Genomic DNA, 22627 nt, shown 5'->3' on the forward strand with positions numbered 1-22627 from the left:
CCGCACCCGGTCGCCCCGTGTCTATCTGCGACCGAGGAGGACGGATGGGCTTGCTGTGGCCGATCGGCCGGCGGAGCGTCGACGAGGACTTCGTCGCCTACTACGCCGCCCGGGGCACGGTGCTGCACCACACGGCGTATCTGCTGTGCGGCGACTGGCACCTCGCGGAGGATCTGACCCAGATCACGTTCACGAAGCTGTACCGGGTGTGGCACCGGCTCGAGCGGCACGACGTGCTCGACCAGTACGCCCGGCAGGTGCTGCTGCGGGCGTTCCTCGACGAGCGGCGCCGGCCCTGGCGCCGGGAGCTGTCGACCCCGCCGGAGAGCCCGGATCTGGACGGCGCCGTCCCGGACGGCCCAGGACCCGACGAGCGGCTGCTGCTGCAGCGGGCGCTGATGGGGCTGTCGAAACGGCACCGGGCGGTGCTCGTGCTGCGGTTCTGGGCGGACCTGTCGGTGGAGCAGGTCGCCGACGTTCTCGGTTGTTCGACCGGCACGGTGAAGAGTCAGACGTCCCGGGGCCTGGCCGGCCTGCGGGCGTCGATCGGCACCGACGGCCACATCGCGTTGCGTGAGACCCCTGGAGGGCACCGATGAACGACGTCAAGGACATCTGCGACGACCTGCTGAGCGCCTCGCCGCCACCGCCGGACAGCGCGGCCGTGCTCGCCGCGGCCCGCCGGTCCGCGGGCCGGCACCGGGCCACCGTCGCGGCCGGGGTGGGGACGCTGGTCCTCGTCGTCGCGGCCGGTGGCAGCGCGCTGGCGCTGCGCCCGGCACCGGTGGACACCCCGGCGCAGCAGCCACCACCGGCCGTCGCCGCACCGACCGCCGCACCGACCTCCGCGCCGGTCGCAGTGGCGAAGGAGACGCCGGCCGCGCGAGCCGCGTACACCCATGGCGCGACGATGCGCGGGCTGCTGCTCGCCGCGATCCCCGCCGGCTACACCACCGAGGACTACCCGACCAGCTACGGCAAGGACTTCGACCCGACCGCCGTGCTGCCGAACGCGCAGTTCCCCGCACCGGCCAACGGCCTGCTCAACGTCGCGTTCGGCGGCCTGCTGCTGCAGTCCGGCGGCGGCGAGGGCATGCTCACCGCGGCGATCTGGGCCTCGTCGGCGCCGGCCGCGGAGGAGTGCCTGCCGGGGTCGTGCGAGGTGGTGACCGCGGACGGCGTCAGCGTCGAGGTGCGCACCTGGTCCGACGAGGGCGGCCGGCACATCAGTGCCACCCGCCGCCTGACCGGCGGCCTGCTGACCGTCACCGCCAGCCAGGGCCTGGCCACCGGCGGCACGGAAGCCCCGCTGGACGGCGTCCAGAACCGGCATCCGAGGGTGAAGCCGGCGCTGCCGACCCTGCCGTTCACCACCCAGCAGATCGCGGCCCTCGCCCTCAACCCGGCGATGCTGCAGTTCCCGTGACCCGGCCCCGCGTCAAGCGTGCTTGACGCGGTTCGCCAGGCCGTCCACGTCAGCGGGACAGGGTCGTCTCCCGCTGCATGAACGACAGCTTCTCCGGGTTGCGCACCGCGTACAGGCCGGAGATGAGGCCGTCGTCGATGCGCAGCGCCATGACGGTGTCGACCTTGCCGTCGCGCCAGAAGATCAGGGCCGGGTAGCCGTTGACCTGGGCCGGCTGCAGCTCGACCACGTCGGCGATCCTGCCCAGCAGTTCGGCCACCGCGCCGGCGCCCACGTGCGGCACCAGGGCGGCCCGCGCGACGCCGCCGCCGTCGCCGACCAGGACGACGTCCGGGGCGAGGATGTCGAGCAGCCGCTGCAGGTCACCGGTCTCGACCGCCCGCTGGAACGCCCCCAGCGCGTCCCGGGTCTCGGCCGCGGAGACGACCCCACGCGGCCGGCGGGCCGCGACATGTGCCCGGGCGCGGTGCGCGATCTGGCGGACCGCGGCCGGGCTCTTGTCGACGGCCTCGGCGATCTCGTCGTAGGCCAGGTCGAACACCTCCCGCAGGACGAACACGGCCCGTTCGGTCGGCGTGAGCGTCTCCAGCACCAGCAGCATCGCCATCGAGACGCTGTCGGCGAGTTCGACGTCCTCGGCCACGTCGGGCGCGGTCAGCAGCGGCTCGGGCAGCCACGGGCCGACGTAGGACTCCTTGCGCCGGCGCAGCGTCCGCTGCCGGGTCAGCGCCTGACGGGTGGTGATCCGGACCAGGTACGCCCGGTGGTCCCGCACCGTGTCCAGGTCGACGCCGACCCACCGCAGCCAGGTCTCCTGCAGGACGTCCTCGGCGTCGGCGGCCGAGCCGAGCATCTCGTAGGCGACGGTGAACAGCAGGTTGCGGTGGGCGACGAACGCCTCCGTGGCGGCGGCCATGCGCTCGCTGGGCTCCTGCATCGCTGGCTCCTTCCCGCTCGGTCTCGAGGTCACACCCACGAGACGCCGGCGCCGGCCGCCGTGTGACAGCCGCGGCCGGTGGCGTACGTCACCGTCACAGGCAGGTCGTCGCCGGCCTCTTCATGGACGTCCGGTCGCTGCGGTCCGGACTTTCCTCCCGTGGAAGGAACCATCCCCATGAGTGCAACGCTGGAAGCCCTGCGCCGTGAATTCGGCGGCGACATCATCGAACCCGGCGCGGCGGCGTACGAGGCGGCGAGAAGCTCGATCCTGGTCTCGGGGAGCCCCGCCGTCGTGCTGCGGCCCAAGGATGTCGCGGACGTGCGGGCCGGCGTCAGGTTCGCCACCAGGGCGGGACTTCCGCTCTCCGTGCGCGGCGGCGGGCACGCCTTCGCGGGCTTCGGTACCAACGACGGCGGCGTCGTGATCGACCTCAGCAACCTCGCGACCGTGGAGATCGTCGACCCGGAACGGCACCGCGTGCGCATCGGCGGCGGCGCGACGTGGGGTCAGGTTGCGGCCGTCCTGGCGCCGCGCGGCCTGGCGATCTCCTCCGGCGACACCAAGAGCGTCGGGGTCGGCGGGCTGACGTTGAGCGGCGGCATCGGCTGGAAGGTCAGGAAGTACGGCCTGGCCCTGGACAACGTGACCGAGGCGGAGGTGGTCACCGCCGGCGGCGACGTGGTGCGCGCGAGCGCGCTGGAGCACCCGGACCTGTTCTGGGCGATCCGCGGCGGCGGCGGCAACTTCGGGATCGTGACCGCCTTCGAGTTCACGGCGCACCCGACCACGGACGTCTTCCACGGCCGGATCACGTTCCCGGCGGCCGAGGTGCCCGGCGTGCTGCGGGGCTGGGCGGACCATCTGCGTACCGCCCCGGAGGAGCTCAGCTCGATCGTGAGCTTCGCCAACCCGTTCGCCGGTGGACCCGAGGCGCCGATCGAGATCCACGTCGTGTTCGACGGTGACGACGAGCGGCTCGCGGCCCAGGCCCTGGACCCGATCCGCCGGCTCGGCACGGTGCTGGAGGACGACGTCGCGCTGACACCGTACGCGGACACGCTCGTGGACGGCGTGACCCCGCCGCCCGGTATCCAGCTGGTCACCCGCAGCGCGTTCGCCGACCGGGCGGCGGTGCCCGCGGTCCTGGACATCCTCGCCGAGGTCGGGGCGTCGCAGCGGCCGCCGTTCATCGCCGTGCGCAGCGTCGGCGGCGCGGTCTCCCGCGTCCCCGCCGACGCCACCGCCTACGCGCACCGCGCCGCAGAGCTGATGTTCGCGACCACGGTCGCCGGCCCGGCGCCGGTCATCGACGCCGCCCGGCCGGGGCTGGAAGGGATCTGGCGCCGGCTCGCACCGCACACCAGCGGCGCCTATGCGAACTTCCTCGCCTCGGCCACCGAGGAGGACGTGGCCGCGATCTACCCGGCGCCCACGTATCAGCGGCTCGCGGCCGTCAAGCGCCGGTACGACCCCGCCAACCTGTTCGCCGGCAACCACAACGTCCGGCCGCAGTAGGCCCGCACGATGCTCACACCGGGCTCACACCGGGCTCACACCGGCGTCGGGCTGTGCAGGACGCGGTCCCAGTCGACCGTGCGGGCCCAGCGGCTTGCCGGCGGACAGCGGGTTGGCCAGCACGCCGTCGGTGAGCCGGCTGAACCCGACGTTGAGCACGTTCTCCATGAAGTACACGGGCCCGAGCACGGTCGCGCGGACCTCTCGGGCCCGCAGGTACGCCTCGACCAGCTGCTTGCTGTCCGCGTGGGCAATGTCGGTCTCGACCATCCGGCCGGCGCCGCGTACCGACGAGTAGACGAGGTGCACGTAGGCGGCGACGTCATGGCCGTGGCGGAGCAGCAGCTCGGCGACGGCGCCGCCCTGCTTCCCGATGGCGCCGACAACGAGAACGGTGGTCACGGGCGGACTCCCTTGATCGCAGCGGATCGCAACGGCTCGACGACCCCGATCCTCTGGCCTCAACCAAGGTTCAGGTCAAGCGCTACGGTCGAGCCATGCCGAGGCCCCGCACCACCTTCCACGAACTCACCGTCGGCCAGGTCGCCGACCGCAGCGGCGTCGCGATCTCCGCCCTGCACTTCTACGAGCGCCACGGCCTCATCCGCAGCACCCGCACCGCCAGCAACCAGCGCCGGTTCAGCCGCGACACGCTGCGCCGGGTCGCCTTCATCCGGGCGTCCCAGCACGTCGGCATCGCCCTCGCGGTGATCCGGGACGCCCTGGACCAGCTGCCGAGCGAACGCACCCCGACCCGCGAGGACTGGGCGCACCTGTCCATGCTGTGGCGGGCCGAGCTCGACGCGCGCATCGCGCAGCTGCAGGCGCTGCGCGACGACCTCACCGAGTGCATCGGCTGCGGCTGCCTGTCGCTGCGGTCCTGCCACCTGACCAATCCCCGCGACGTCCTCGGCCGCGAAGGCCCTGGCGCCCGCCGCCTCCCGCGGCTGCGATGACGCCGTCCGCCGGGGCGATGGCCGCGGCTCAGTGCTTGTTGAGCAGGCGGGACGCGAGGACGGCGGCCTGGGTACGGCGTTCGAGGCCGAGCTTGGCCAGGAGGCTGGACACGTAGTTCTTCACGGTCTTCTCGGCCAGGAACATCCGCTCGGCGATCTCCCGGTTCGTCAACCCCTCCGCGACGAGCAGCAGGATCTTGCGCTCCTGGTCGGTGAGGCTCTTCAGCTCGTCGGGCTGCTCCGGCCCGTTCCGGATGCGGTCCAGCACCCGCGTCGTGACCGCCGGGTCCAGCAACGACTGGCCGGCCGCCACCCGCCGGATCGCGTCGACGAGGTCCGTGCCGTGGATCTGCTTCAGCACGTACCCCGACGCGCCGGCCATGATGGCGGCGAACAGTGCCTCGTCGTCGTCATACGACGTGAGGATCAGCGCCTTGATCGACGGGTCCACGGAGCGCACGTCGCGGCAGACGTCGATGCCGCTGCCGTCGGGCAGCCGGCCGTCGAGGACCGCGACGTCCGGGCGCAGCGCCGGAATCCGGTGGGTGGCGTCCACCGCTGAACCCGACTCGCCGACGACCTCGATGTCGCCCTCGCGCTCCAGCATCTCGCGCAGCCCGAAACGGACAACTTCGTGGTCGTCCAGCAGATATACCCGAATCATACGAACCTTTGTACCTCAGCGCGGGCCGCCGCGACCGGGCCGAAGGTCCTGGCGGTGGCGGGACCGATGCCCCTTCGACGTGGGTGGTTGTCCTCTGTGGTGCGTCGGCGCGGTGCCAGAGGCTGATGGCGGAACACAGCGGCACCCCATCGACGCCCCCGGAGGGCACGCCATGAAGCGCAAGACGCTCGACATCCTCGTCGGTTTCGGCCTGGTCGTCCTCGCCGGGCTGCTGCTGGTCGCCGGCATCGTGCTGACCAGCAACGCCAACTTCGCCAACGACTACGTCAAGGACCAGCTCGGCCAGCAGCAGATCACGTTCAAGACCGCCGGCACCATGACCGCCGAGGAGAAGGAGTCGGCGTGCCTGGTGCGGTACGCGGGGCAGCAGCTGACGACCGGTAAGCAGGCGGAGTGCTACGCCAACGAGTTCATCGGGCTGCATCTGAAGTCGATCGCGGGCGGTAAGACGTACGCGCAGCTCGGCGACGTGCAGACGGACCTGAAGGCGAAGATCGCCGCGCTGCCCAAGGACGACCCGGCGGTGGCGGGCCTGCAGCAGCAGCTCGCCGACGCCACCACCGCGCGGGAGACCGTGTTCAAGGGCGAGACGCTGCGCGGGCTGCTGCTCACCTCGTACGGTTTCAGCGAGTTCGGCGTGAAGGCCGGCCAGGCCGCCGTCGTCGCGTACGGCGCCGCCGGACTGCTGCTCCTGCTCGGCGCCGCGGGTCTCATCCACGCCGCCGCGACCCCCGGCAGCAAGGGCTTCGCCGTCCCGGACCAGACCGGCAAGGGACTCGTCAACGCCTGAGCGGCGCGCACCCGACCCGGGCCCGCACACGGGGCCCGGGTTTCGCGCGCCGTCAGCCGTGGTGGTGGACGCCGCCGGCGAGGGTGTCCACGGTACACAGGATCTGCCGCATGACGGTCCGGCACAGGTCGGGGTTCTGGCTGACCGCGATGTCCCACATCGGGGGGTCCTGCGGGTGCCCGCCGTGCGGCTGCCCGGCGACGGCCATGGACAGCCCAGGGGACAGGACCACGAAGCACGTTTCGTGGGTGTACGCGTGCCCGACCGGCATGTCGGCGGCCCTGACCCGCCAGTCGCTCCACGCCGAGACGTTGGGGCCGACGATGATGATGAGCGGGCAGCGTTCCAGCAGCATCGTGAACATCACCTGCCGCTCCGGTGCCATCTCGGCGGTCGCCGGGATGACGACCGCGACCGCCGGTGGCTGGTCGCCGACGGCGGCCCGGGTGGTGATGCCCAGGATCAGGTGGTCCAGGCCGGCCTGGCTGACGGCGGACGTCAGCCGGGCGCCACCGGCCGACAGGACGCCCCACGGGGTGCTGACCGTCTCGTCCGGGTCCGGATGGACCAGCAGCGGGATCGGTTGCAGCGGCTGCGGCAGATGCTCCGGCAGCGGCCCCGGCTTGCCCAGCAGGTGCCCCTGCTGGAAGTGCGAGCCGGCCGCGCGGGCGATCATCGCGGCGTCGCTGTTCTCGACCCGCTCCACCAGCAGGGCCGCGCGGGTGCGTTCACACTCGGCCATCGCGGCGATCAGCGCGATGTTGGCCTGCCCGAGCCCGCTGGAGATCAGCTGGTGGTTGAGCTTGACGACGTCGGGTTCCAGGGTCGGCAGCAGCGCGGCGCCGGCGGCGCTGAACTCGATGTCGTTGATGGCGACGCCCCAGTTCGCGGCGCGGGCCCGGCGCGCGGTCTCCAGGGCCTGGCACGGGAAGCGGGAGATGGCCCGGCCGGTGAGGTCCACGTACACCCGCAGCCGCTGCTCGGCCTCCTGCACGGTCGGCAGCAGGTCCGGCGGGCAGGGCTCGATCAGCGAGTCGGCCTCGACGTTGACGAACAGCGAGATCGACGGCGGCAGACCGGCGTCGAGCATCTCCCGGAACGCGGTCACCCGGCAGATCCAGTCGAGCTCGCCGAGCCGACCGGCGGCCTGCGCCGCGGCGAACAACTGCACCGGTGAGCGCAGCGGCCCCTCCGGTCCCCGGGTGAGGGCCTCGAACCCGACGACCTGGCCGTGCTCGGTGTCGTGGACGGCCTGGTACTCGATGCGGATCGCGCGGTCGGCGATGATCTGGTCGATGAGCGTGCCGGTGCCGGCCGGGCGCGGGCGCGCGGGTCGTCTGCGGGCCGCGGGTGCGGGTGCGCGTGCGCCTGCGGGCCCGGGGTCGTCCTGGTCCGGCGGTTCGTCCGGGTCGTCGGGGTCGTCGGGCTCCGGGTCGCCGCCCGTGCCGCCGCCCGGCTTGAGGTCGCTCGGTCCCCGGTAGCCGCTGCGCGACCACAGCGTCCAGCCCCGGGTCTTGATCGTCTTGTCGGCCATCCCCACCTCCTGCACCGCAGCTTCCGGCTCATCGGCGGCGGCGCGAGCGGGATGAGCAGTTCCCGGCGAAGCGCGGTGACCGGCGACCGTCCCGATGCTGTTCGGCCCCGGTGCCGGGCGGCACCGTCCACGCGACGGTCGTCCGGGCCCGCACTGTCGCCCGCTGCGGCGGCTATACCTGGACACTGTGGATCAGACCCTGGCACAGATGCTCGACGCGGCGGCCGCAGGGCGGTTCCCGCCCGCGGACGGCGGCGTGACCGTCGTCGCGCAACCCGGGCCGCGGGACGCCGGGGTGGTCGCGTTCACCGCGCACTCGGTGGTGTTCACCGGCGAGGACCCGCGGTGGGTGCACGCGACCCTGGCCGGCCTCGACTGCGACCCCTTGGCGGCCGCGATGCACCCGAGGTTCCTGGCCGCGCTGCTCGACCGCACGGGCCGGCGGATGGACACCATCGACCTGCTGACCGTGGCGGCGGCGCTGCCCGGCGACCCGCCGGTCGGGCTGCGCCGGCTCACCGACCCCGGGCATCCCCGCGTCCGCACCGCCCTGCGCCGCCGCGACGACGTGCGGGTGTGGGCCGCCGACGGTGGCATCCTCATCCTCGGCCGTGGGGTGGCGGGCCGCTGGGAGACCGCGATCGAGGTCGACGAGGCGGCCCGCCACCGAGGGCTCGGCCGCGCCCTCGCCGCCGCCGCCCGCCATCTCGTCCCGGACGGTGGGCCCGTCTGGTCGCAGCAGGCAGCGGGGAACTCCCGGAGCATCCGCGCGTTCCAGGCCGCCGGCTTCCGGCCGGTCGCCTCCGAGGCGCTGATGCACCCCGGCGAGACCTGAAACCTAGTGTCCTAGGATGCCTGACGCGGTGCGGCCGCCGTCACCGCGGGAACGCAGGCGGCGGCCCGAGGCGGCTCAGGCGTCGCGGAGCGCCTCGGTCACGGTCTGGCGGAGGGACGTCGGCGGGCGGCCGAGGAGGCGCTCCAGGTCGGTGGTCTGCCGTTCCAGCAGCCCGGCCTTGGCGAGGTTCATCAGGAACCCGATCGGCGTCTCCACGGTGCCGTCGACGTGCTCGACCGGACGGCCGGTGACCTCGGTCAGGGTCGCCGCGAGCTGCGGGTACGTCCACAGCGCTCCGGTCAGGTCGTAGCCGTGGCCGAGGTGGGCGTCGTCGGTCAGTACCGTGGCGGCCGCCGCAGCGAGGTCGGACCGCAGTGCGGTGTTGAGGCCGCGACCGCCGGTGCCGCTGACCAGCTTGCCGGAGGTGACCGCGTCGCGGAGGCCGGCGTCGACGAACGCGTCGGTGTAGAAGGGGTGGCGCAGCAGGGTGTACCCGAGGCCGCTGTCGATGATCGCCCGTTCGGTGGCGTGGTGGGCGGCGTTCGGGCCGTCGCCGCCGCGGTCGGCGCCCAGGAAGCTGGTGTAGGCGACGGCCCGGACGCCGCTGTCGACGGCCGCCGCGACCGCCGCCAGGTGCTGGCGGGTCCGGTGGTCCGGGTCCATGACGGGGGAGGAGATCAGCAGGAGCCGGTCCGCGCCCCGGAACGCGGAGCGCAGCGTCGCGGGGTCGTCGTAGTCGCCGTGGCGGACGTCGACGCCGCGGGCGGTGAGGTCGGCGCACCGGCCGGGGTCGCGGACGGCGGCGACGACCGGGCGGTCCGGGAAACGGGTGAGCAACTGCTCGACGACCAGCCGGCCGAGCGCGCCGGAGGCGGCGGTGACAACGATCATGGGCGCTAGGCAACACCCGGCCGGCCGGTCGCGCCAGCGATTTACCAGCCGGCGGCCGCCTCCTTGGCGTATTCGGCGAAGTCGCGGGGCTCCCTGCCGAGGACCCGCCGCACGTCGCCGGTCAGGTAAGCGTTGCGGCCGTCCAGGACCGTGGTGAACAGGTACATGAGCAGCTCCGCGACCTCCGGCGGCAGGGCGGCGGCAAAGTCCTGCGGCGGCACCTGGACGAACGTGATGTCCCGGCCCGTCGCGGCGGCGATCTCGGCGATCGCGGCGGCGAAGGTGAGCAGGCGGGGGCCGGTCAGCTCGTACACCTGACCCGCGTGGCCGTCGCCGGTCAGCGCGGCCACGGCGACGTCGGCGATGTCCTCGGCGTCCACGAACGGCTCGGGCACGGCGCCGACGGGCAGGGCGACCTCGCCGCCGAGGACCGCTTCGAGGAGGTAGTCCTCGGAGAAATTCTGGTTGAACCAGCTGGAGCGCAGGACCGTCCACTCGACCCCGGCGCCCCGCACGATCCGCTCGCAGGCCTCGGCCTCGTCCTCGCCGCGGCCGGACAGCAGCACCAGCCGGGTGACGCCGGAGGCGACCGCGAGCTCGGTGAACGCCTGGATGTCCGCCGGTGCGCCGGGGACGGCCAGGTCGGGGTAGTAGGAGACGTACACGGTGCGGACGTCGCGCAGCGCCGGCGCCCAGGTCGCCCGGTCGGACCAGTCGAAGGGCAGCGGGGCCGAGCGGGAGCCGACCCGGACCGGGACGCCGGCCGTGCGCAGGCGTTGCACGATGCGGCGGCCGGTCTTGCCGGTGCCGCCGAGGACCAGGATCTCGTGTGTCATGCGTCCATTGCAACGCGGGCGGGTGAGACGCTCCATAGCCAAGACGCGCGGTTCTGTGTTCAATCGTCTCCATGGACGCTTTCGTCAGTCTGCTGGACGGCCCTCGGGCGCAGGGCGCGTTCCTGCTGCGGTCGGTGCTGGACCCGCCGTGGTCGATGCGGATCGAGGACGAGGCGCCGCTGACCCTGGTCGCCCTGGTCCGCGGCGACGCCTGGGTGGTGCCCGACGGCGCCGCGCCGGTCCGGCTCCGCGCGGGGGACCTGGCGGTCGTGCGCGGCCCCGGCCACTACACGGTTGCCGACAACCCGTCCACGGCACCGCAGGTGGTCGTGCATCCGGGGCAGCTGTGCACGACCCCGGACGGCCGGGAGCTGGCGGAGATGACCGAGCTGGGCGTCCGCACCTGGGGCAACCGCGTGGACGGCGCGACGACGCTGCTCACCGGGACGTACACGATGCGGGGTGAGGTGAGCCGCCGGCTGCTCGGGGCGTTGCCGCCGCTGCTGGTGGTGACGGGTGACTCGTGGGACTCGCCGTTCGTGCCGCTGCTGGCGGCCGAGATCGTCAAGGACGACCCCGGGCAGGAGGCGGTCCTGGACCGGCTGCTGGACCTGCTGCTCATCGCGGTGCTGCGGGAGTGGTTCTCCCGGGCCGCGGCGGACCCGCCCGCCTGGTTCGCCGCGCACCACGACCCGGTCGTGGGCAAGGCGCTGCGGCTGCTGCACAACAACCCGGCGCTGCCGTGGACGGTGGCGTCCCTCGCCACGAGGACCGGGGTGTCCCGGGCGGCCCTCGCGCGGCGCTTCACCACACTGGTCGGTGAGCCGCCGATGTCGTACCTGACCGAGTGGCGCCTGGCCCTGGCGGCGGACCTGTTGCGGGAGCCGGGTGCGACGGTCGGCGCCGTCGCGCACCGGGTCGGCTACGGCAGCTCGTTCGCGCTGAGCACCGCGTTCAAACGCCGCCGCGGCGTCACCCCCACCGGACACCGCCGGGCCACCGGCGCCTGACCTCCGCCGGGCAGCGTCAGGCGGGTGACTCAAGCGCTTCGGTGGTCGATGCGGCGGTGCCGGTGGGGGATGGTGAGGGCCGCGCCGGCGAGGGCGCCGGTGAGGGCGGCGCCGCCATGGATGTCGGCCAGGGCGAGGAGCGTGAGGGTGGCGATCAGGGCGGCGGTCGCGGGCACGCGGGTTCTGGGGGCGGTTTCGCGCAGGAGGGCCGCGGCGGCGAGCGCGCCGGCGAGGCCGAAGTTGACGAGGGACGTGCCGGCGCCGACGGGCTGGACGACGAGGCCCCACAGGCTGCCCAGGAGCTGTGCGGCGAGCGCGATGGCGACCCACCGGGCCGGGCCCCAACAACGTTCGGCGAGGGTACCGAGGACGGCGAGCGCGATGAGGTTGAAGATCAGGCCGGGCCAGCCGCTGTCCTGCACGGCGAACGACGTCACCAGGCGCCACAGCTGGCCGTCGGCGATCGCCGCCCGGTCGCGTCGCAGCGCCTCGAACAGCGCGGGTGCGAGGGTGAGCTGGAGCAGCGACGGCACGGCGGTGAGCGCGAACGCGACCATGGTGGCGACCGGTGGCCGTCGCGCCGGTGCGGCCGGGCCCGCGGGGTGCAGGCCGCCGCCGGCGGTTGCGGCGGTCACGAGCAGCACGACGTACAGGACGGACAGGAGGGCGGTCACGCGACCATGGTGGCGCATGCGGCGGGTAGCGTGCCTGCGGTGGACAGCGATGCGGCGCGGCCGGTGCGGATCTGCACGGTCGGGCATGGCGCGCGGCCGGTCGGGGTGCTGCTGGAGATCCTGGTCGGGGCGGGCGTGGACAGCCTGGTCGACGTGCGCCGGTTCCCGGGGTCGCGGCGGCATCCGCAGTTCGGCCGGGACGCGCTCGCGGCCGCCGTCACCGGGGGCGGGTTGCGGTACACCTGGCAGGGCGAGGCGCTCGGCGGGCGGCGTCATGCGGTCCCGGGCTCGCGGCACACCGCGCTGCGCAACGCCGCGTTCGCCGCCTACGCCGATCACATGGACACCGCGGCGTTCCGCGGCGCCGTCGACGACCTGATCGTCCGGGCCGGGACGGAGCTTCCGGCCGTGCTGTGCGCCGAGACGCTGTGGTGGCACTGCCATCGCATGCTCGTCGCGGACGCGCTGGTGATGCGGGGTGCGGTGGTTGAGCACCTGCTGGACGTCGGCACCGCACAGCCGCACCGGCTCACGGCGGGGGTGCGCCGCGGCCGGGACGGCTGGCCCGTCTACGACGACGCCCAGGAGGCGTTGCCTGGCCTGTGACGAGCCGGATGGGCCACCCGCACGCGGGTGGCCCAGGGCCCGGTTACGGGAAGTTGAGCAGGTACACGTTGTTGGTGGCAGAGTTCGCGGCGGCGCCGGTGTTGTTGATGACGTGGGAGATGGTGCCGACGCCACCGAGGGAGACGACGGCCATGTTGTGGAACTTCACGCCGGCGACCGCGGGCACCTCGAAGGCGCGGGCGGAGGTGACGGCCGGGTTGACGTTGAAGAAGCAGTAGCTGCCCAGGCCCCACGCCTCGAAGGTGGTGACGCCGGAGGCGACCTTGATGGCCGGGTAACCCTGGGTCGAGCCGTTCATCCAGGCGGCCTGGTTCGGCGGGTCGTAGGGCATCTCGTTCTGGAAGAAAATGATCCTGCCGTTCGCGCCGTTCCAGACGACCTCGTTCTTCTGGTAGTGCTCGACGAACAGGCCGGTCGCCAGGACGTTGTCGCCGTTGACGGTGAGGCCGTTGTCGGCGGTGTTGACGGTCCAGCCGACGCCGCTGCCGTGGTCGGCGCGCCAGGCCCAGGTGTGGTCGATGATGGTGTTGTTGGTGTTGACGACCAGGCTGTTGGTGGCCTTGCCGGCGACCATGCCGCCGATGCGGAAGAACACGTCCTGGATCGTGGTCGGGTTGCCGGCGTGCGACACGCCGGTCTTGGCCAGGCCGACCTTGAGCAGGGTGTCGCTGTTGCTGGTGCCGGCGTCGAAGAGCAGGCCCTTGATCCGGACCCCGTCGACGTCGGCGACGTCCATCGCGTTGACGCCGTTGTCCGGGATGATCGTCGCGTACCCGATGCCGAGGACCGTGGTGTTGGCCTTGGTGACGTGCAGCGTCTGGTTGACGTGGTACACGCCGGGGGTGAAGAAGACGTTGCAGCCGTTGGCGAGCGCGGTGTTGATCGTCGCGGCGGAGTCGCTGGGCTTGGCGACGAAGAAGGTGCTCATCGACACCGACGTGCCGGGCGTGGAGCCGCCGGCCCAGCTCGGGCCGGAGGCGTTGGTGCGCAGGCTGGGCAGGAACACCCGGTACTTGCCGGCGCCGTCGATGTAGAGGTACGGCACGTCCCGCGAGACGGGTGTCGTGGCCAGGGTCGTGTAGCGGGGGCCGGCGGCGGGGTTGGTGTTGAAGTTCGTGGCCGGTGCGCCGCCCGTGCCGGAGAAGACCATGTTCCAGTTGGAGCCGCTCCAGCTGCCCAGCGTGCTGTCCTTGGTGTACCACTGCTGCTGCGACGCGGACTCGCTGTTGCCGTCGATCTTCGAGTCGGAGATGTAGCCGCCGCTGGCCCAGCCGTAGCTGGCGGGGAAGAGGTTGAGGCCGCCGATGATGTGCATGCGGCGGAACGGCGCGGCCTGGGCGACGGCCCACCGGTTCGTGCCGCCGAGCGTGTTGACGGACAGGTTCTCGGTGGAGCGCCAGAAGTTCTGGGTGGCGTTGCCGGCGTCGCTGGCGTTGAACGCGTCGACGGTGACGGCGCCGTTGATGCGGGTGTCGTCGGGGTTGAGGCCGAGACCGGCGATCGAGGTGTTGAACCCGATGTTGGCGCCGACGGCGTACGGGGTCGCGCTGGGCTTGAACAGCAGCGCGTCGCGCCGGGTGGCGAACTGGGCGGTCTGGGTGCTCTTCTGCGCCTCGAACACGCTGTTGAGGGACGCCTGGATGGTGGCGTCGCTCATGCCGTGGTCGTAGATGTGGACGTTGGCGCCCAGGTCCGGGGTTTCGGAGTAGGTCGGGCAGGTGCCGGTCGGCGGGGTGACCGTGGTGAGGGAGAACTTCTGCGCGCCGGAGCCGTTGCAGTCCCAGATCTGCAGGCGGGTGCCGTTGGCGGTGGCGCCGCCGGGGGAGTCCATGCAGCGGCCGGACTGCGGGTTGCGCAGCGAGCCGTCGGCCTGCTGCGTCCACTGCTGGGCACCGGTGCCGTTGCAGTCCCACAGCTGCAGCTTGATGCCGTTGGCGGTGCCGCCGCTGATGATGTCGAGGCAGCGGCCGATGGCGGTCAGGGCGGTGCCGCTCCACGTGTAGTGCTGGTCGGCCGCGCCGCTCTGGCAGTCCCACAGCTGCACGGCGGCACCGTTGACGCCGGTGTCGTCGCCGGCGACGTCGACGCACTTGCCGCCGGGAGCCGCGATGGGGTTGCCGACGACCGCGGCGCCGGCGGGGTGGAGCACACCCAACCCGAACGCGGCAATGAGTGTCAACGTTGTCAGAATCAGCCCGCGATACAGCGGCCTTGGCACGGCTCTCATGGCCTACCTGCTTCCTCTGCTCATCTGCCGGGCGCAGTCATGGCGGTGAGAGCGCTCTCAGCAATGGCTGAAGTGTTGCGTCGGCCGCTCCGGCATGTCAAGGGCTCTCGATGCCTGGGCATCGCGGACGCCCTGCAAGCACCTACGTCAGGATGATCGGGTTGGTGAGCGCCGCCATGTGGCCCGTCGGGTGGCGGACCTCGACGCGGACGAACGCGGAGTCCCGCACGCTGGTGGACCACCGCACCGAGCCGGTGCCGTCGCGGGGGAGCACGTCGCGGTGTGTCCGGCCGCGGTCGGTGTGGAAGGTGACCACGCCGGACGGCACGCCACTGATCTCGGCCCGCACCACGACCGGCTCGCCGTCGGTCCGCAGGTGTTCACCGATGCCGGCGGCGCGCGCACCGGCGCCGGCCGCGCAGGAGAGCCGGATCCCGGCCGACCCGGCGATCCAGCAGTGCCCGGCGCGAAGGCCGGCGAGCACGGCGGCAGTGGTGCGCGCCGCGGCCCGCACGACGGTCTGCGGGGTGCCGAGCTGACCGGCCAGGTGCGCGTCGCTGTTCCCGATCGCCGGTCGCCACCGGCCCTGGCGCACGCCGGCCGCGAGGTCGCCGCCCCACGCCGCGAGGGCGGCCTCGTTGTCGGCGTTCCAGGGCAGGTCGGAGCGCCACCGGCCGTTCCACACCTCGACCGCGTCGAATCCGTCGAAGGGGTAGGTGAACGTGCCGGAAGGGTACGGTGCGAACGGGTGCGCCACCACGCACAGCCCGCCGCCGCGACGGACCTCGGCCACCCGCCGGTCGACGGGACCGTCGCGCCAGTCGATGACCTGGCCGGGTCCGACGCCCAGCGCCAGCCAGTGCCCGGCGTCGGTGACGACCTCCTGGCCGAGGATGACCAGCAGGTCGTCGCCGGTGAGCGACCCCAACGCCCCGTGGGTGTCGGCGGTGTTGTGCTCGGTGATCGCGATGAAGTCGAGCCCGGCCGCGCGGGCCGCCGCCGCCAGCTGCTCCGGCGTCAGCTCGCCGCCGTGTGAGCGGCGCGAGTGCACGTGGCAGTCGCCCCGGTGCCAGCCGCGGACCATCCGGGCATCGTATCCGCGGGGCAGAATGGCGGCATGCCGGTCATCACCGCCGTTCTCGGCGACGTCACGACGCAGGACGTCGACGCCGTCGTCAACCCCGCCGACCCGGCGATGCGCGGGGGCGGCGGCGTCGACGGCGCGGTCCATCGCGGCGGGGGGCCGGCGATCCTGCGGGACTGCGTCGCCCGGTTTCCCGACGGGCTCGCCGTCGGTGACGCCGGGTGGACGGCGGCGGGCGACCTGCCGGCCCGGTGGGTCATCCACACGGTCGGCCCGAACCACGCCGCCGGGCAGCGCGACCGTTCGCTGCTGGTGTCGTGCTACCGGCGCGCGTTGCGGGTCGCCGACGAGCTCGGCGCGCGCAGCGTCGCGTTCCCGCTGATCGGTGCGGGCGTCCATGGCTGGCCGCGCGCCGAGGCCATCGCGGCGGCGGTCGAGACCGTCGCCGCGGCCACGACCCGGGTCGGCGAGGTGCGGCTCGTCGCGGTCGAGGAGGTCGTGCACCAGCAGCTCCGCGCGGCGCTGTGGGTGCACTGCCCGCCGCCCGTCGGCGCGGGCACGGTCGGCGCACTGTTCGAGCGCCGGCCGCACCAGTTCGGGCTGCGCGGCGACGCCTACCTGTGGCGGGAGCTTCGCGCCCGGTTCGCCGGCACCGCGCTGCCGGAGGACTGGTTCACTCTGCGGGCGCTGCTCACGGCCGCCATCGAGCAGGTCGTCGGCGAACCGCTCGGCAGCCGCGAGTCCGTCGGGTGGCACGACCCGACGGCGGCGGTGTACGTGCCCGCGTTCGATCCGGGCCACGGCATGTCCGCCGGCGCGGTGCACCTTCCGTGGTGGGTCCACACGGGAGTGCCGATGCTGCTCGACCGCTACGCGGCGCTGCGGGACGAGTAGCCCCCGGAGCGGGGCTGCGGGTCAACGCCGGCGCCCACCCGCCGGCAGGTGGTAGGTCAGCGCAAGCTCGATGCAGTGGCGCAGCTCGTCGGTGGGCAGCGGCCGGTCGGTGGCGAAGCGGATCTCACGGTTGCCGATGAGGTCGAACACGTCGGGGTACAGGGTGGCGAAGGTTTCGATGAGCGTCGTCTGGCAGTGCACGTAGAGGCTGAAGGTGTGCGGCTGCGGCCGGTGCCAGCCGAGGCGGATCGTGGTGCCGCTGCGTGACGTCGCCGGCAGGTAGCTCGGCTGGCCCCACCGCAGGGCCTCGGTCAGCGGGCCGACCGCCGGGAGCTGCCCGGCGGTGTGCAGGATCAGCGCGCGCACCGCAAGGACCCCGGCCCGGACGTCGCCGGGATACGTGGCGACGACCGCGGCCACGGCGGCGTCGACCGGGCGGTCGGTCACGCGAACGGGTCTCGTCCGTGCGTGGCGAGCAGCCGCGCCTGGGCGTCGGCGCCCGCGGGCAGCTGCGGCGGCGCGGCGAACAGGCCGGTCGCGGGAAGATACTGCGCGGTCGGCTCGACCAGCTCCTGGCAGGCCGTGACCTGGTCCGCGTCGAGGCGGGCGGGCAGGCCCAGCGCGCGGGCCAGGTCCCAGCTGTGGATGAGGTTGTCGTCGAAGCGGAACAGCGCCAGCTGCGTGCCGGGCAGGACGCCGGCGGGGCTGTGCACCAGCACGTCCAGGCCGCCCGGGCGGGCGAACGCGTCGATCGCCGCGTCCACCGAGCGCCGGCAGGCGGCGGCGGGGTCGTCGCCGAGGACGTCGGCGCCGATCGCCGCGGTCAGCTGCTCGACGGTCGCGCCGTCGAGCTGGTGCGGCACCGCCAGGTTCCACCGCACGACGTGCTCGACCAGCGCGCGCACGTCCCAGGCCGGGCACGGGGTGGGCAGCGCCCACTGGTCCGGTCCGATCTGCTCGACCAGGTCGCAGAACCGCCGGCAGGCCCGGGCGTGGTGCGCCACCACATCGTGTCCCATACGAACATCCCTTCCTCCTGACAGGGGTATAGCGTAATACTCCTGACAGGAGTAAAGCCAGAGAGGGAAATGATGACGGATCGGAACCGGACGCTGACCACCACGGCATACGCGCTGCTCGGGCTGCTCGACATCCGGCCCTGGACGACGTATGAGCTGGCCAAGCAGGTCGCCAGGTCGTTGCGGCTGATCTGGCCGCGGGCGGAGAGCAACGTCTACGAGGGGCCCAAGGCCCTCGTGGCGCACGGCCTGGCCACCGCCCGGCAGGAGCACGTCGGCCGGCGGCCGCGCACGGTGTATGCGATCACCCCGGCCGGCCGGGAGGCGCTGCGCCAGTGGCGGGCCGAGCCCGGCGCCGGCCCGACGATGGAGTTCGAGGCGTTGCTGAAGGTCCTGCTCGGCGACGCGTCGGACAAGGAGTCGCTGCTCACCAACATCCGCGCGGCCCGCGACTGGGCCGACCGGGGCCAGCAGATCTGCGCCGACATCGGCCGCGGCTACGTGCAGGACGGCGGCCCGCTGCCGGAGCGGCTGCCGATCATCTCGCTGACGTTCCCGTTCCTGCTGGAGTTCGCCGAGCTGGTCGAGCGGTGGAGCGAGCGGGCGGAGCAGGAGGTGCGCCGCTGGCCCGACGATCCCACACCCGCCGACGCCGACCTGAGCCAGTTCCAACGCGCCGCCGCGCTCAAGCCGGCCGCCGGCGGGTAGGGCCGCGCGGTTCAGCGGGTCGGGCGGCAGCCGGCGTGCGGCACCGCGCAGGCGGCCGGCGGGGCCGTCCGGCGCAGGCCCGGCGGCAGCGGGTCCGGGTTCGGCGGCTTCTGCGCGCCGCTGAGCCAGGCGGCGAAGAACGCGCCGAGCGACTGCCCCGACTCGCGTTCGGCGAGTGCGACGAAGTCGGGCGTGGAGGCGTTGCCGTGGCGGTGCCCGGCGGTCCAGGCGCGCATGGTCCGCCAGAACGCGGCCTCGCCGATCCGCAGCCGCAGTGCGTGCAGCGTCATCGCCCCGCGCTGATACACCGAGACCACGAACGGGTTTTCGGCGGCCGGGTCGTACGGCGGCGGGCTCCAGAAGCCGTCCTCCACCGGCGTGTCGTAGAAGAGGTTGAACCACTCCCGTGCCGACATGACACCGTCGTGCTCGCTCCACAGCCACTCGGCGTAGGTGGCGAACCCCTCGTTGAGCCACAGGTCGCGCCAGAACCGCACGGAGACGCTGTCGCCGAACCACTGGTGCGCCAGCTCGTGCGCGACCAGGTTGTCGTCGAACGGGTTGGGGCCGTCGGCGAAGAAGCTCGCCGGGTAGATCGGCCGGGTCTGGGTCTCCAGCGCGAACAGCAGCGGCTCGTGCTTCTCGACGATGGCGCCGTTGGCCTCGAACGGATACGGCCCGAACTGTGACTCCAGGAAGTCGGTGATCTCGTCGGTGCGGGCGACCGCGTCGTCGGCGAGCGTCGGCGGCAGGGTCTCGTCGACCGCGATGATGCTCTGCCGGCCGTCGTGCGTGTGCTGGTCGATGCGCCACCGCCCGATCGCGATCGTGCTCAGGTAGCTGGCCATCGGACTCGTCGACGCCCACCGCCACGTCGTCCACGCGTCGCGGGTCGTGGAGCCGAGCAGCACGCCGTTGCTCAGCGCGGTGAGCCCGGCCGGCACGGTGACCGCGACCGTGTAGGTCGCCTTGTCCTGCGGGTGCTCGTTCACGGGGTACCACGACGCCCCGGACTGCGGTTCGCCGGCGACGATCGCCCCGTCGTCGGTGGGCATGAACAGCGACTCCAGGGGAATCTCGGGCACGCTGAAGGTCCGCGGTACACCTTGGTAGCGGACATCCACGACGAACGGCCGGCCGACCGGAAGGCCCCGTGCGGGCGTGACGACGAGCTCGTCGGCGTGGCGGGACCACGTGGCGCGCCGCCCGTTGACGGTGACGTCCTCGACAGTCAGGTCCATGAAGTCGAGGTTGAACCGGGACAGGTTCTGCGTCGCGGTGGCGATGATGGTGGCGTGGCCGTCGAGATGGTGGGTGGCGGGCTGGTAGCGCACGGCGAGGTTGTAGTGCCGCGCGTCGTAGCCGCCGTTGCCGTCCGTCGGATACTGCGGGTCCCCGATGCCGGGCGCCCCGGGCAGGTAGCGGACACCGGTCGCGCCGGCCGGCGTCGCCGGAGTGAGCAGGACGAGCGCGAGCGCCGCCGACACCACGTGCAGTGATCGCACCGTGTCCCCCGATCAGCCGAAGCGGTCCACAGGGGACCGTCGTATCGGAGGGGTGCCGTCACCCGCAACGGTGCGCCTCGATATGTGCACCGGCCGGGTTTTCGCCGGTCACCGGCAACCGGGCGCCGATCTCACCGGTCTTGCAGTGCCGTGCCGGCGGCCACCTGGTCGGCGGCGTCGACCGCGATGCGCTCCATGGCGCGCAGGACGCCCTCGCCGTCGGCGGGTGACAGGTAGTCGGCGTCGAGCTGGATGGTGAGGCGCATGGTGCCGGGTGCGTCGTCGACGTGCACGAACAGCGGCTCGACCGCCGGTGCGTCCTGTTTGGACACCCAGCGAAGTCCGGAGCCCTCGGGCGCGTGCTCGGGCGCGTGCTCGGGCGTTTCGAGGTCCTGTTCCCGGTTGGGGCCGCGGCGGTCGTTGTAGAAGCAGCCGATCTCGACGGCGGTGCCGCGTTCGCGGCCGACCCGGTCCAGCAGCTCGGCCACGGCATCCGGGTCGAAGTACGCGTACTTGTACGCCGACAGGGTCACCCGCCTGGTCCGCTCCAGCAACTCGTCGAACGGGGTGCCGGCCACGTGCAGCATGAGCAGGCCGGCCTGGACCAGGGTGCAGACCACGTCGGCCAGGCCGGCGCGGAAGCGGTTGCTCACCGTCGGCCGGATCGCCACCGGGTCGATGCCGGAGACCTCGCCGAGGGCCGCGGCGTACAGCGCCACCAGGACCGTGGAGGAGTCGACACCGGTGCGCCGGACGATCGCGCGCACCGCGCTGTGCAGGTCGGGGGAGATGAACTCGCCCTGCCAGTACCGTGGCGACGTGTGAACGACAGGGGCGGTGAACCTGCAGGGACCCAGCGTGCGCAGGATGCCCTCCCAGTAGCGCAGCGCCGCGGCGTTGTGCCGCACCCCGGCCGGCGAGCGCTGCCAGGCCGCCTGTTCGAGGGGCTGCTGTCCCGTCATCGGCGTGGTGTCGCGGGTGGACACGCCGGCCAGCATGACCGTGGCGCCGGTGGCGTCGACGGCGAAGTGGCTCAGCAGCGCGACCAGGTGGGTGAGCTCGCCACCCTTGCGGACGGCCGCCATCCGGATGGGCCATTCCGCGGTGAAGTCGAGGTCGGTGTCGCGGTAGTGCTCGTGCACCTCGCGGGCCACCGCACCGGCGTCGCGGTCGCCGGCGTCGTACACCTCGAGCGTGATCTCGCCCGAGCCGGCCACCACCTGCGTGGGCGGCGCACCGTCGGCGAGCCGCAGGCGGGTGCGCAGCGACGGGAACCGGCTCAGCAGGTAGCGCAGCTCGTCGGCGACGCCGGCGACGGTGCTGCCCGCGGGCAGCGGCAGGGCCCCGCCGAGCGGCAGCCAGGTCTGCTGCCGCTGGATGGCCAGCCAGTTCTCCGTCTGACCCCAGGACAGGGGTCCCTCGCCGGCGCCGTCCCCCTCGAACCGCACCACGACCTGCTCCGGTGCCTGCATGCGCTCGTCCTCCGATGGGAAAGGTTGGCCACAGATCCACCTCTGCCGTGAATTTGCGGCAATCAGAGCGCAAAGCGCGCATAATCTTGCCGACTTCTTGCCAGAGGTGATGTTCAAGGTTGCAGATTCGTCACTGGTCGTCAATCCGCCATCCGCCCGCCGGAACGAGCGCCGGCCACCGCCGGTGAGCCGGGGCGCGCGGTACCGTGGGCCGGTGCTGACGACCCGCGTCGGGGGCCCGGCCGATGCCCCCGCCGTCGCCCGCCTGTGGACCGTCGCGAACGTCGCCCGCCAGGCGCATCTCGGCCTGCCGCTGGGCCCGGTCGCCGGCGCCGCCTCCCTGCCGGCCGCCGAGGACCGGGTCCGCGAGCGGCTGGCCGGCCCGGGTGCGGTGCTGATCCTCGCCGCCGACCCGCTCGCCGCCGATCCGCTCGCCGCCGATCCGCTCGCCGCCGATCCGCTCGCCGCCGATCCGCTCGCCGCCGATCCGCTCGAGGACGATCCGCTCGAGGACGATCCGCTCGAGGACGATCCGTTCGAGGACGGTGGTGAGCCGGTCGCGATGGCGCTCGTCGTGCAGGCCCTCGCCCTGGACGGCGCCAGCACCGAGCCGCTGCCCGGCCTCGCCCACGTGTCGATGGTCGCGGTCCACCCCGACCGCTGGGGACGCCACCTCGGCGGCGTCGTCATGGCCCGCGCTCAGCTCGAGGCCCGCCACGCCGGCTACACCCGGGCCCAGCTGTGGACGCACGAGACGAACCACCGCGCCCAGCGCCTGTACGAGCGCCTCGGCTGGACGCCGTCAGGTCGCACGACGCTCGACGAGCGCGGCGAAAGGATCCGCCATTACACGCTCGACCTGTGACGCACCCCGCGGGTCCTCGTATGCGGAGCGCGGCACCACCGGAACGTCGTTTACCTGACGCGGTTGTGTCGTCGCTCGGTGTTGCTGCTCGGAGGTGTCATCATCGAGCCCGGAAGGGGCGGTGAGATGGGCAG

24 protein-coding genes are annotated in these 22627 nt (G+C 73.1%); 11 read left to right on the forward strand and 13 right to left on the reverse strand.

The genetic code is table 11. From position 1 onward, the window contains the following. Positions 1-44: 44 nt before the first annotated feature. Both AB0K00_RS14630 and AB0K00_RS14635 read left to right on the forward strand, forming a co-directional pair. The gene (locus AB0K00_RS14630; protein WP_363520422.1) at positions 45-599 is read left to right on the forward strand and encodes a SigE family RNA polymerase sigma factor; all 555 of its coding nucleotides are present in this window, start codon (positions 45-47) and stop codon (positions 597-599) included. After that, complete coding sequence (locus AB0K00_RS14635; protein ID WP_363520424.1) at positions 596-1426, forward strand: hypothetical protein; 831 nt, start codon at positions 596-598, stop codon at positions 1424-1426. The genes AB0K00_RS14630 and AB0K00_RS14635 overlap by 4 nt, the downstream gene beginning before the upstream one ends. A 49-nt stretch (positions 1427-1475) precedes the next feature. Here the strand turns inward: AB0K00_RS14635 and AB0K00_RS14640 are convergent, their stop codons facing one another. Continuing rightward, the gene (locus tag AB0K00_RS14640) at positions 1476-2363 is read right to left on the reverse strand and encodes an RNA polymerase sigma-70 factor (protein ID WP_363520427.1); all 888 of its coding nucleotides are present in this window, start codon (positions 2361-2363) and stop codon (positions 1476-1478) included. 177 nt (positions 2364-2540) lie between these two features. Between AB0K00_RS14640 and AB0K00_RS14645 the strand changes: the two genes are divergently transcribed. Next, complete coding sequence (locus tag AB0K00_RS14645; protein ID WP_363520430.1) at positions 2541-3881, forward strand: FAD-binding oxidoreductase; 1341 nt, start codon at positions 2541-2543, stop codon at positions 3879-3881. Between the two features lie 24 nt (positions 3882-3905). Here the strand turns inward: AB0K00_RS14645 and AB0K00_RS14650 are convergent, their stop codons facing one another. Beyond that, the gene (locus AB0K00_RS14650) at positions 3906-4283 is read right to left on the reverse strand and encodes an NmrA family NAD(P)-binding protein (protein ID WP_363520432.1); all 378 of its coding nucleotides are present in this window, start codon (positions 4281-4283) and stop codon (positions 3906-3908) included. Between the two features lie 95 nt (positions 4284-4378). Between AB0K00_RS14650 and soxR the strand changes: the two genes are divergently transcribed. After that, positions 4379-4837 (forward strand): redox-sensitive transcriptional activator SoxR, encoded by a 459-nt coding sequence (gene soxR / locus AB0K00_RS14655; RefSeq protein ID WP_363520435.1) that lies wholly within the window; start codon positions 4379-4381, stop codon positions 4835-4837. 28 nt (positions 4838-4865) lie between these two features. On the opposite strand, the gene AB0K00_RS14660 is transcribed toward soxR, so the two are convergent. Further along, positions 4866-5501 (reverse strand): response regulator transcription factor, encoded by a 636-nt coding sequence (locus tag AB0K00_RS14660; protein ID WP_363520438.1) that lies wholly within the window; start codon positions 5499-5501, stop codon positions 4866-4868. Between the two features lie 172 nt (positions 5502-5673). Here AB0K00_RS14660 and AB0K00_RS14665 point away from each other — a divergent pair, with 172 nt between their 5' ends. After that, the gene (locus AB0K00_RS14665; RefSeq protein ID WP_363520441.1) at positions 5674-6312 is read left to right on the forward strand and encodes a hypothetical protein; all 639 of its coding nucleotides are present in this window, start codon (positions 5674-5676) and stop codon (positions 6310-6312) included. A 52-nt stretch (positions 6313-6364) separates the two neighbouring features. On the opposite strand, the gene AB0K00_RS14670 is transcribed toward AB0K00_RS14665, so the two are convergent. Continuing rightward, complete coding sequence (locus tag AB0K00_RS14670; protein ID WP_363520444.1) at positions 6365-7846, reverse strand: EAL domain-containing protein; 1482 nt, start codon at positions 7844-7846, stop codon at positions 6365-6367. Between the two features lie 187 nt (positions 7847-8033). Here AB0K00_RS14670 and AB0K00_RS14675 point away from each other — a divergent pair, with 187 nt between their 5' ends. Next, positions 8034-8681: a GNAT family N-acetyltransferase gene (locus AB0K00_RS14675; protein ID WP_363520446.1), complete on the forward strand. Its 648-nt coding sequence runs from the start codon at positions 8034-8036 to the stop codon at positions 8679-8681. 75 nt (positions 8682-8756) lie between these two features. On the opposite strand, the gene AB0K00_RS14680 is transcribed toward AB0K00_RS14675, so the two are convergent. Both AB0K00_RS14680 and AB0K00_RS14685 read right to left on the reverse strand, forming a co-directional pair. Continuing rightward, positions 8757-9572, reverse strand: coding sequence for an NAD(P)H-binding protein (locus AB0K00_RS14680; RefSeq protein WP_363520449.1), 816 nt, complete (start codon positions 9570-9572; stop codon positions 8757-8759). 41 nt (positions 9573-9613) lie between these two features. Continuing rightward, positions 9614-10408, reverse strand: coding sequence for an NAD(P)H-binding protein (locus tag AB0K00_RS14685; protein WP_363520451.1), 795 nt, complete (start codon positions 10406-10408; stop codon positions 9614-9616). Positions 10409-10479: 71 nt separating this feature from the next. Here AB0K00_RS14685 and AB0K00_RS14690 point away from each other — a divergent pair, with 71 nt between their 5' ends. After that, positions 10480-11418 carry an AraC family transcriptional regulator gene (locus AB0K00_RS14690; protein ID WP_363520454.1) on the forward strand — a complete coding sequence of 313 codons (939 nt, stop codon included), beginning with the start codon at positions 10480-10482 and terminating at the stop codon, positions 11416-11418. Between the two features lie 29 nt (positions 11419-11447). On the opposite strand, the gene AB0K00_RS14695 is transcribed toward AB0K00_RS14690, so the two are convergent. Then, positions 11448-12092 (reverse strand): rhomboid family intramembrane serine protease, encoded by a 645-nt coding sequence (locus AB0K00_RS14695; RefSeq protein ID WP_363520457.1) that lies wholly within the window; start codon positions 12090-12092, stop codon positions 11448-11450. A gap of 39 nt (positions 12093-12131) precedes the next feature. Here AB0K00_RS14695 and AB0K00_RS14700 point away from each other — a divergent pair, with 39 nt between their 5' ends. Next, on the forward strand, positions 12132-12698 hold the full coding sequence (locus AB0K00_RS14700; protein WP_363520460.1) for a DUF488 domain-containing protein: 567 nt from the start codon (positions 12132-12134) through the stop codon (positions 12696-12698). Positions 12699-12741: 43 nt separating this feature from the next. Here the strand turns inward: AB0K00_RS14700 and AB0K00_RS14705 are convergent, their stop codons facing one another. Together AB0K00_RS14705 and AB0K00_RS14710 are read right to left on the reverse strand one after the other, a co-directional pair. Further along, a complete protein-coding gene (locus AB0K00_RS14705; RefSeq protein ID WP_363520463.1) occupies positions 12742-14946 on the reverse strand; it encodes a ricin-type beta-trefoil lectin domain protein in 2205 nt (734 codons plus the stop codon). Between the two features lie 142 nt (positions 14947-15088). Continuing rightward, positions 15089-16030 carry a CehA/McbA family metallohydrolase gene (locus AB0K00_RS14710; protein ID WP_363520466.1) on the reverse strand — a complete coding sequence of 314 codons (942 nt, stop codon included), beginning with the start codon at positions 16028-16030 and terminating at the stop codon, positions 15089-15091. Between the two features lie 33 nt (positions 16031-16063). Between AB0K00_RS14710 and AB0K00_RS14715 the strand changes: the two genes are divergently transcribed. Next, positions 16064-16924, forward strand: a complete 861-nt coding sequence (locus AB0K00_RS14715; RefSeq protein WP_363520469.1) for a macro domain-containing protein — start codon at positions 16064-16066, stop codon at positions 16922-16924. A gap of 21 nt (positions 16925-16945) precedes the next feature. Here AB0K00_RS14715 and AB0K00_RS14720 read toward each other — a convergent pair whose 3' ends face one another. Next, entirely contained in the window at positions 16946-17371 is a 426-nt protein-coding gene (locus AB0K00_RS14720; protein WP_363520472.1) for a DUF1801 domain-containing protein, read from the reverse strand. After that, positions 17368-17943: a TIGR03086 family metal-binding protein gene (locus AB0K00_RS14725; RefSeq protein ID WP_363520475.1), complete on the reverse strand. Its 576-nt coding sequence runs from the start codon at positions 17941-17943 to the stop codon at positions 17368-17370. The genes AB0K00_RS14720 and AB0K00_RS14725 overlap by 4 nt, the downstream gene beginning before the upstream one ends. Positions 17944-18015: 72 nt before the next feature. Here AB0K00_RS14725 and AB0K00_RS14730 point away from each other — a divergent pair, with 72 nt between their 5' ends. Then, a complete protein-coding gene (locus AB0K00_RS14730; protein ID WP_363520478.1) occupies positions 18016-18651 on the forward strand; it encodes a PadR family transcriptional regulator in 636 nt (211 codons plus the stop codon). Positions 18652-18662: 11 nt separating this feature from the next. On the opposite strand, the gene AB0K00_RS14735 is transcribed toward AB0K00_RS14730, so the two are convergent. Both AB0K00_RS14735 and AB0K00_RS14740 read right to left on the reverse strand, forming a co-directional pair. Beyond that, a complete protein-coding gene (locus tag AB0K00_RS14735) occupies positions 18663-20156 on the reverse strand; it encodes a M1 family metallopeptidase (protein ID WP_363520481.1) in 1494 nt (497 codons plus the stop codon). 131 nt (positions 20157-20287) lie between these two features. Further along, positions 20288-21628 (reverse strand): condensation domain-containing protein, encoded by a 1341-nt coding sequence (locus AB0K00_RS14740; RefSeq protein WP_363520483.1) that lies wholly within the window; start codon positions 21626-21628, stop codon positions 20288-20290. Positions 21629-21842: 214 nt separating this feature from the next. Here AB0K00_RS14740 and AB0K00_RS14745 point away from each other — a divergent pair, with 214 nt between their 5' ends. Beyond that, positions 21843-22493: a GNAT family N-acetyltransferase gene (locus AB0K00_RS14745; protein ID WP_363520486.1), complete on the forward strand. Its 651-nt coding sequence runs from the start codon at positions 21843-21845 to the stop codon at positions 22491-22493. Positions 22494-22627 lie beyond the last annotated feature (134 nt).

This window comes from Dactylosporangium sp. NPDC049525, from assembly GCF_040676755.1.
GTDB lineage: Bacteria > Actinomycetota > Actinomycetes > Mycobacteriales > Micromonosporaceae > Dactylosporangium.

Excerpts from the sequence above, each read along its gene's own strand:
- AB0K00_RS14630 (WP_363520422.1), top strand. The coding sequence starts at position 45 with ATGGGCTTGCTGTGGCCGATCGGCCGGCGGAGCGTCGACGAGGACTTC.
- AB0K00_RS14635 (WP_363520424.1), top strand. The coding sequence starts at position 596 with ATGAACGACGTCAAGGACATCTGCGACGACCTGCTGAGCGCCTCGCCG.
- AB0K00_RS14640 (WP_363520427.1), bottom strand. The coding sequence starts at position 2,363 with ATGCAGGAGCCCAGCGAGCGCATGGCCGCCGCCACGGAGGCGTTCGTC.
- AB0K00_RS14645 (WP_363520430.1), top strand. The coding sequence starts at position 2,541 with ATGAGTGCAACGCTGGAAGCCCTGCGCCGTGAATTCGGCGGCGACATC.
- soxR (WP_363520435.1), top strand. The coding sequence starts at position 4,379 with ATGCCGAGGCCCCGCACCACCTTCCACGAACTCACCGTCGGCCAGGTC.
- AB0K00_RS14660 (WP_363520438.1), bottom strand. The coding sequence starts at position 5,501 with ATGATTCGGGTATATCTGCTGGACGACCACGAAGTTGTCCGTTTCGGG.
- AB0K00_RS14665 (WP_363520441.1), top strand. The coding sequence starts at position 5,674 with ATGAAGCGCAAGACGCTCGACATCCTCGTCGGTTTCGGCCTGGTCGTC.
- AB0K00_RS14670 (WP_363520444.1), bottom strand. The coding sequence starts at position 7,846 with ATGGCCGACAAGACGATCAAGACCCGGGGCTGGACGCTGTGGTCGCGC.
- AB0K00_RS14680 (WP_363520449.1), bottom strand. The coding sequence starts at position 9,572 with ATGATCGTTGTCACCGCCGCCTCCGGCGCGCTCGGCCGGCTGGTCGTC.
- AB0K00_RS14685 (WP_363520451.1), bottom strand. The coding sequence starts at position 10,408 with ATGACACACGAGATCCTGGTCCTCGGCGGCACCGGCAAGACCGGCCGC.
- AB0K00_RS14690 (WP_363520454.1), top strand. The coding sequence starts at position 10,480 with ATGGACGCTTTCGTCAGTCTGCTGGACGGCCCTCGGGCGCAGGGCGCG.
- AB0K00_RS14705 (WP_363520463.1), bottom strand. The coding sequence starts at position 14,946 with ATGAGAGCCGTGCCAAGGCCGCTGTATCGCGGGCTGATTCTGACAACG.
- AB0K00_RS14710 (WP_363520466.1), bottom strand. The coding sequence starts at position 16,030 with ATGGTCCGCGGCTGGCACCGGGGCGACTGCCACGTGCACTCGCGCCGC.
- AB0K00_RS14715 (WP_363520469.1), top strand. The coding sequence starts at position 16,064 with ATGCCGGTCATCACCGCCGTTCTCGGCGACGTCACGACGCAGGACGTC.
- AB0K00_RS14725 (WP_363520475.1), bottom strand. The coding sequence starts at position 17,943 with ATGGGACACGATGTGGTGGCGCACCACGCCCGGGCCTGCCGGCGGTTC.
- AB0K00_RS14730 (WP_363520478.1), top strand. The coding sequence starts at position 18,016 with ATGACGGATCGGAACCGGACGCTGACCACCACGGCATACGCGCTGCTC.
- AB0K00_RS14740 (WP_363520483.1), bottom strand. The coding sequence starts at position 21,628 with ATGCAGGCACCGGAGCAGGTCGTGGTGCGGTTCGAGGGGGACGGCGCC.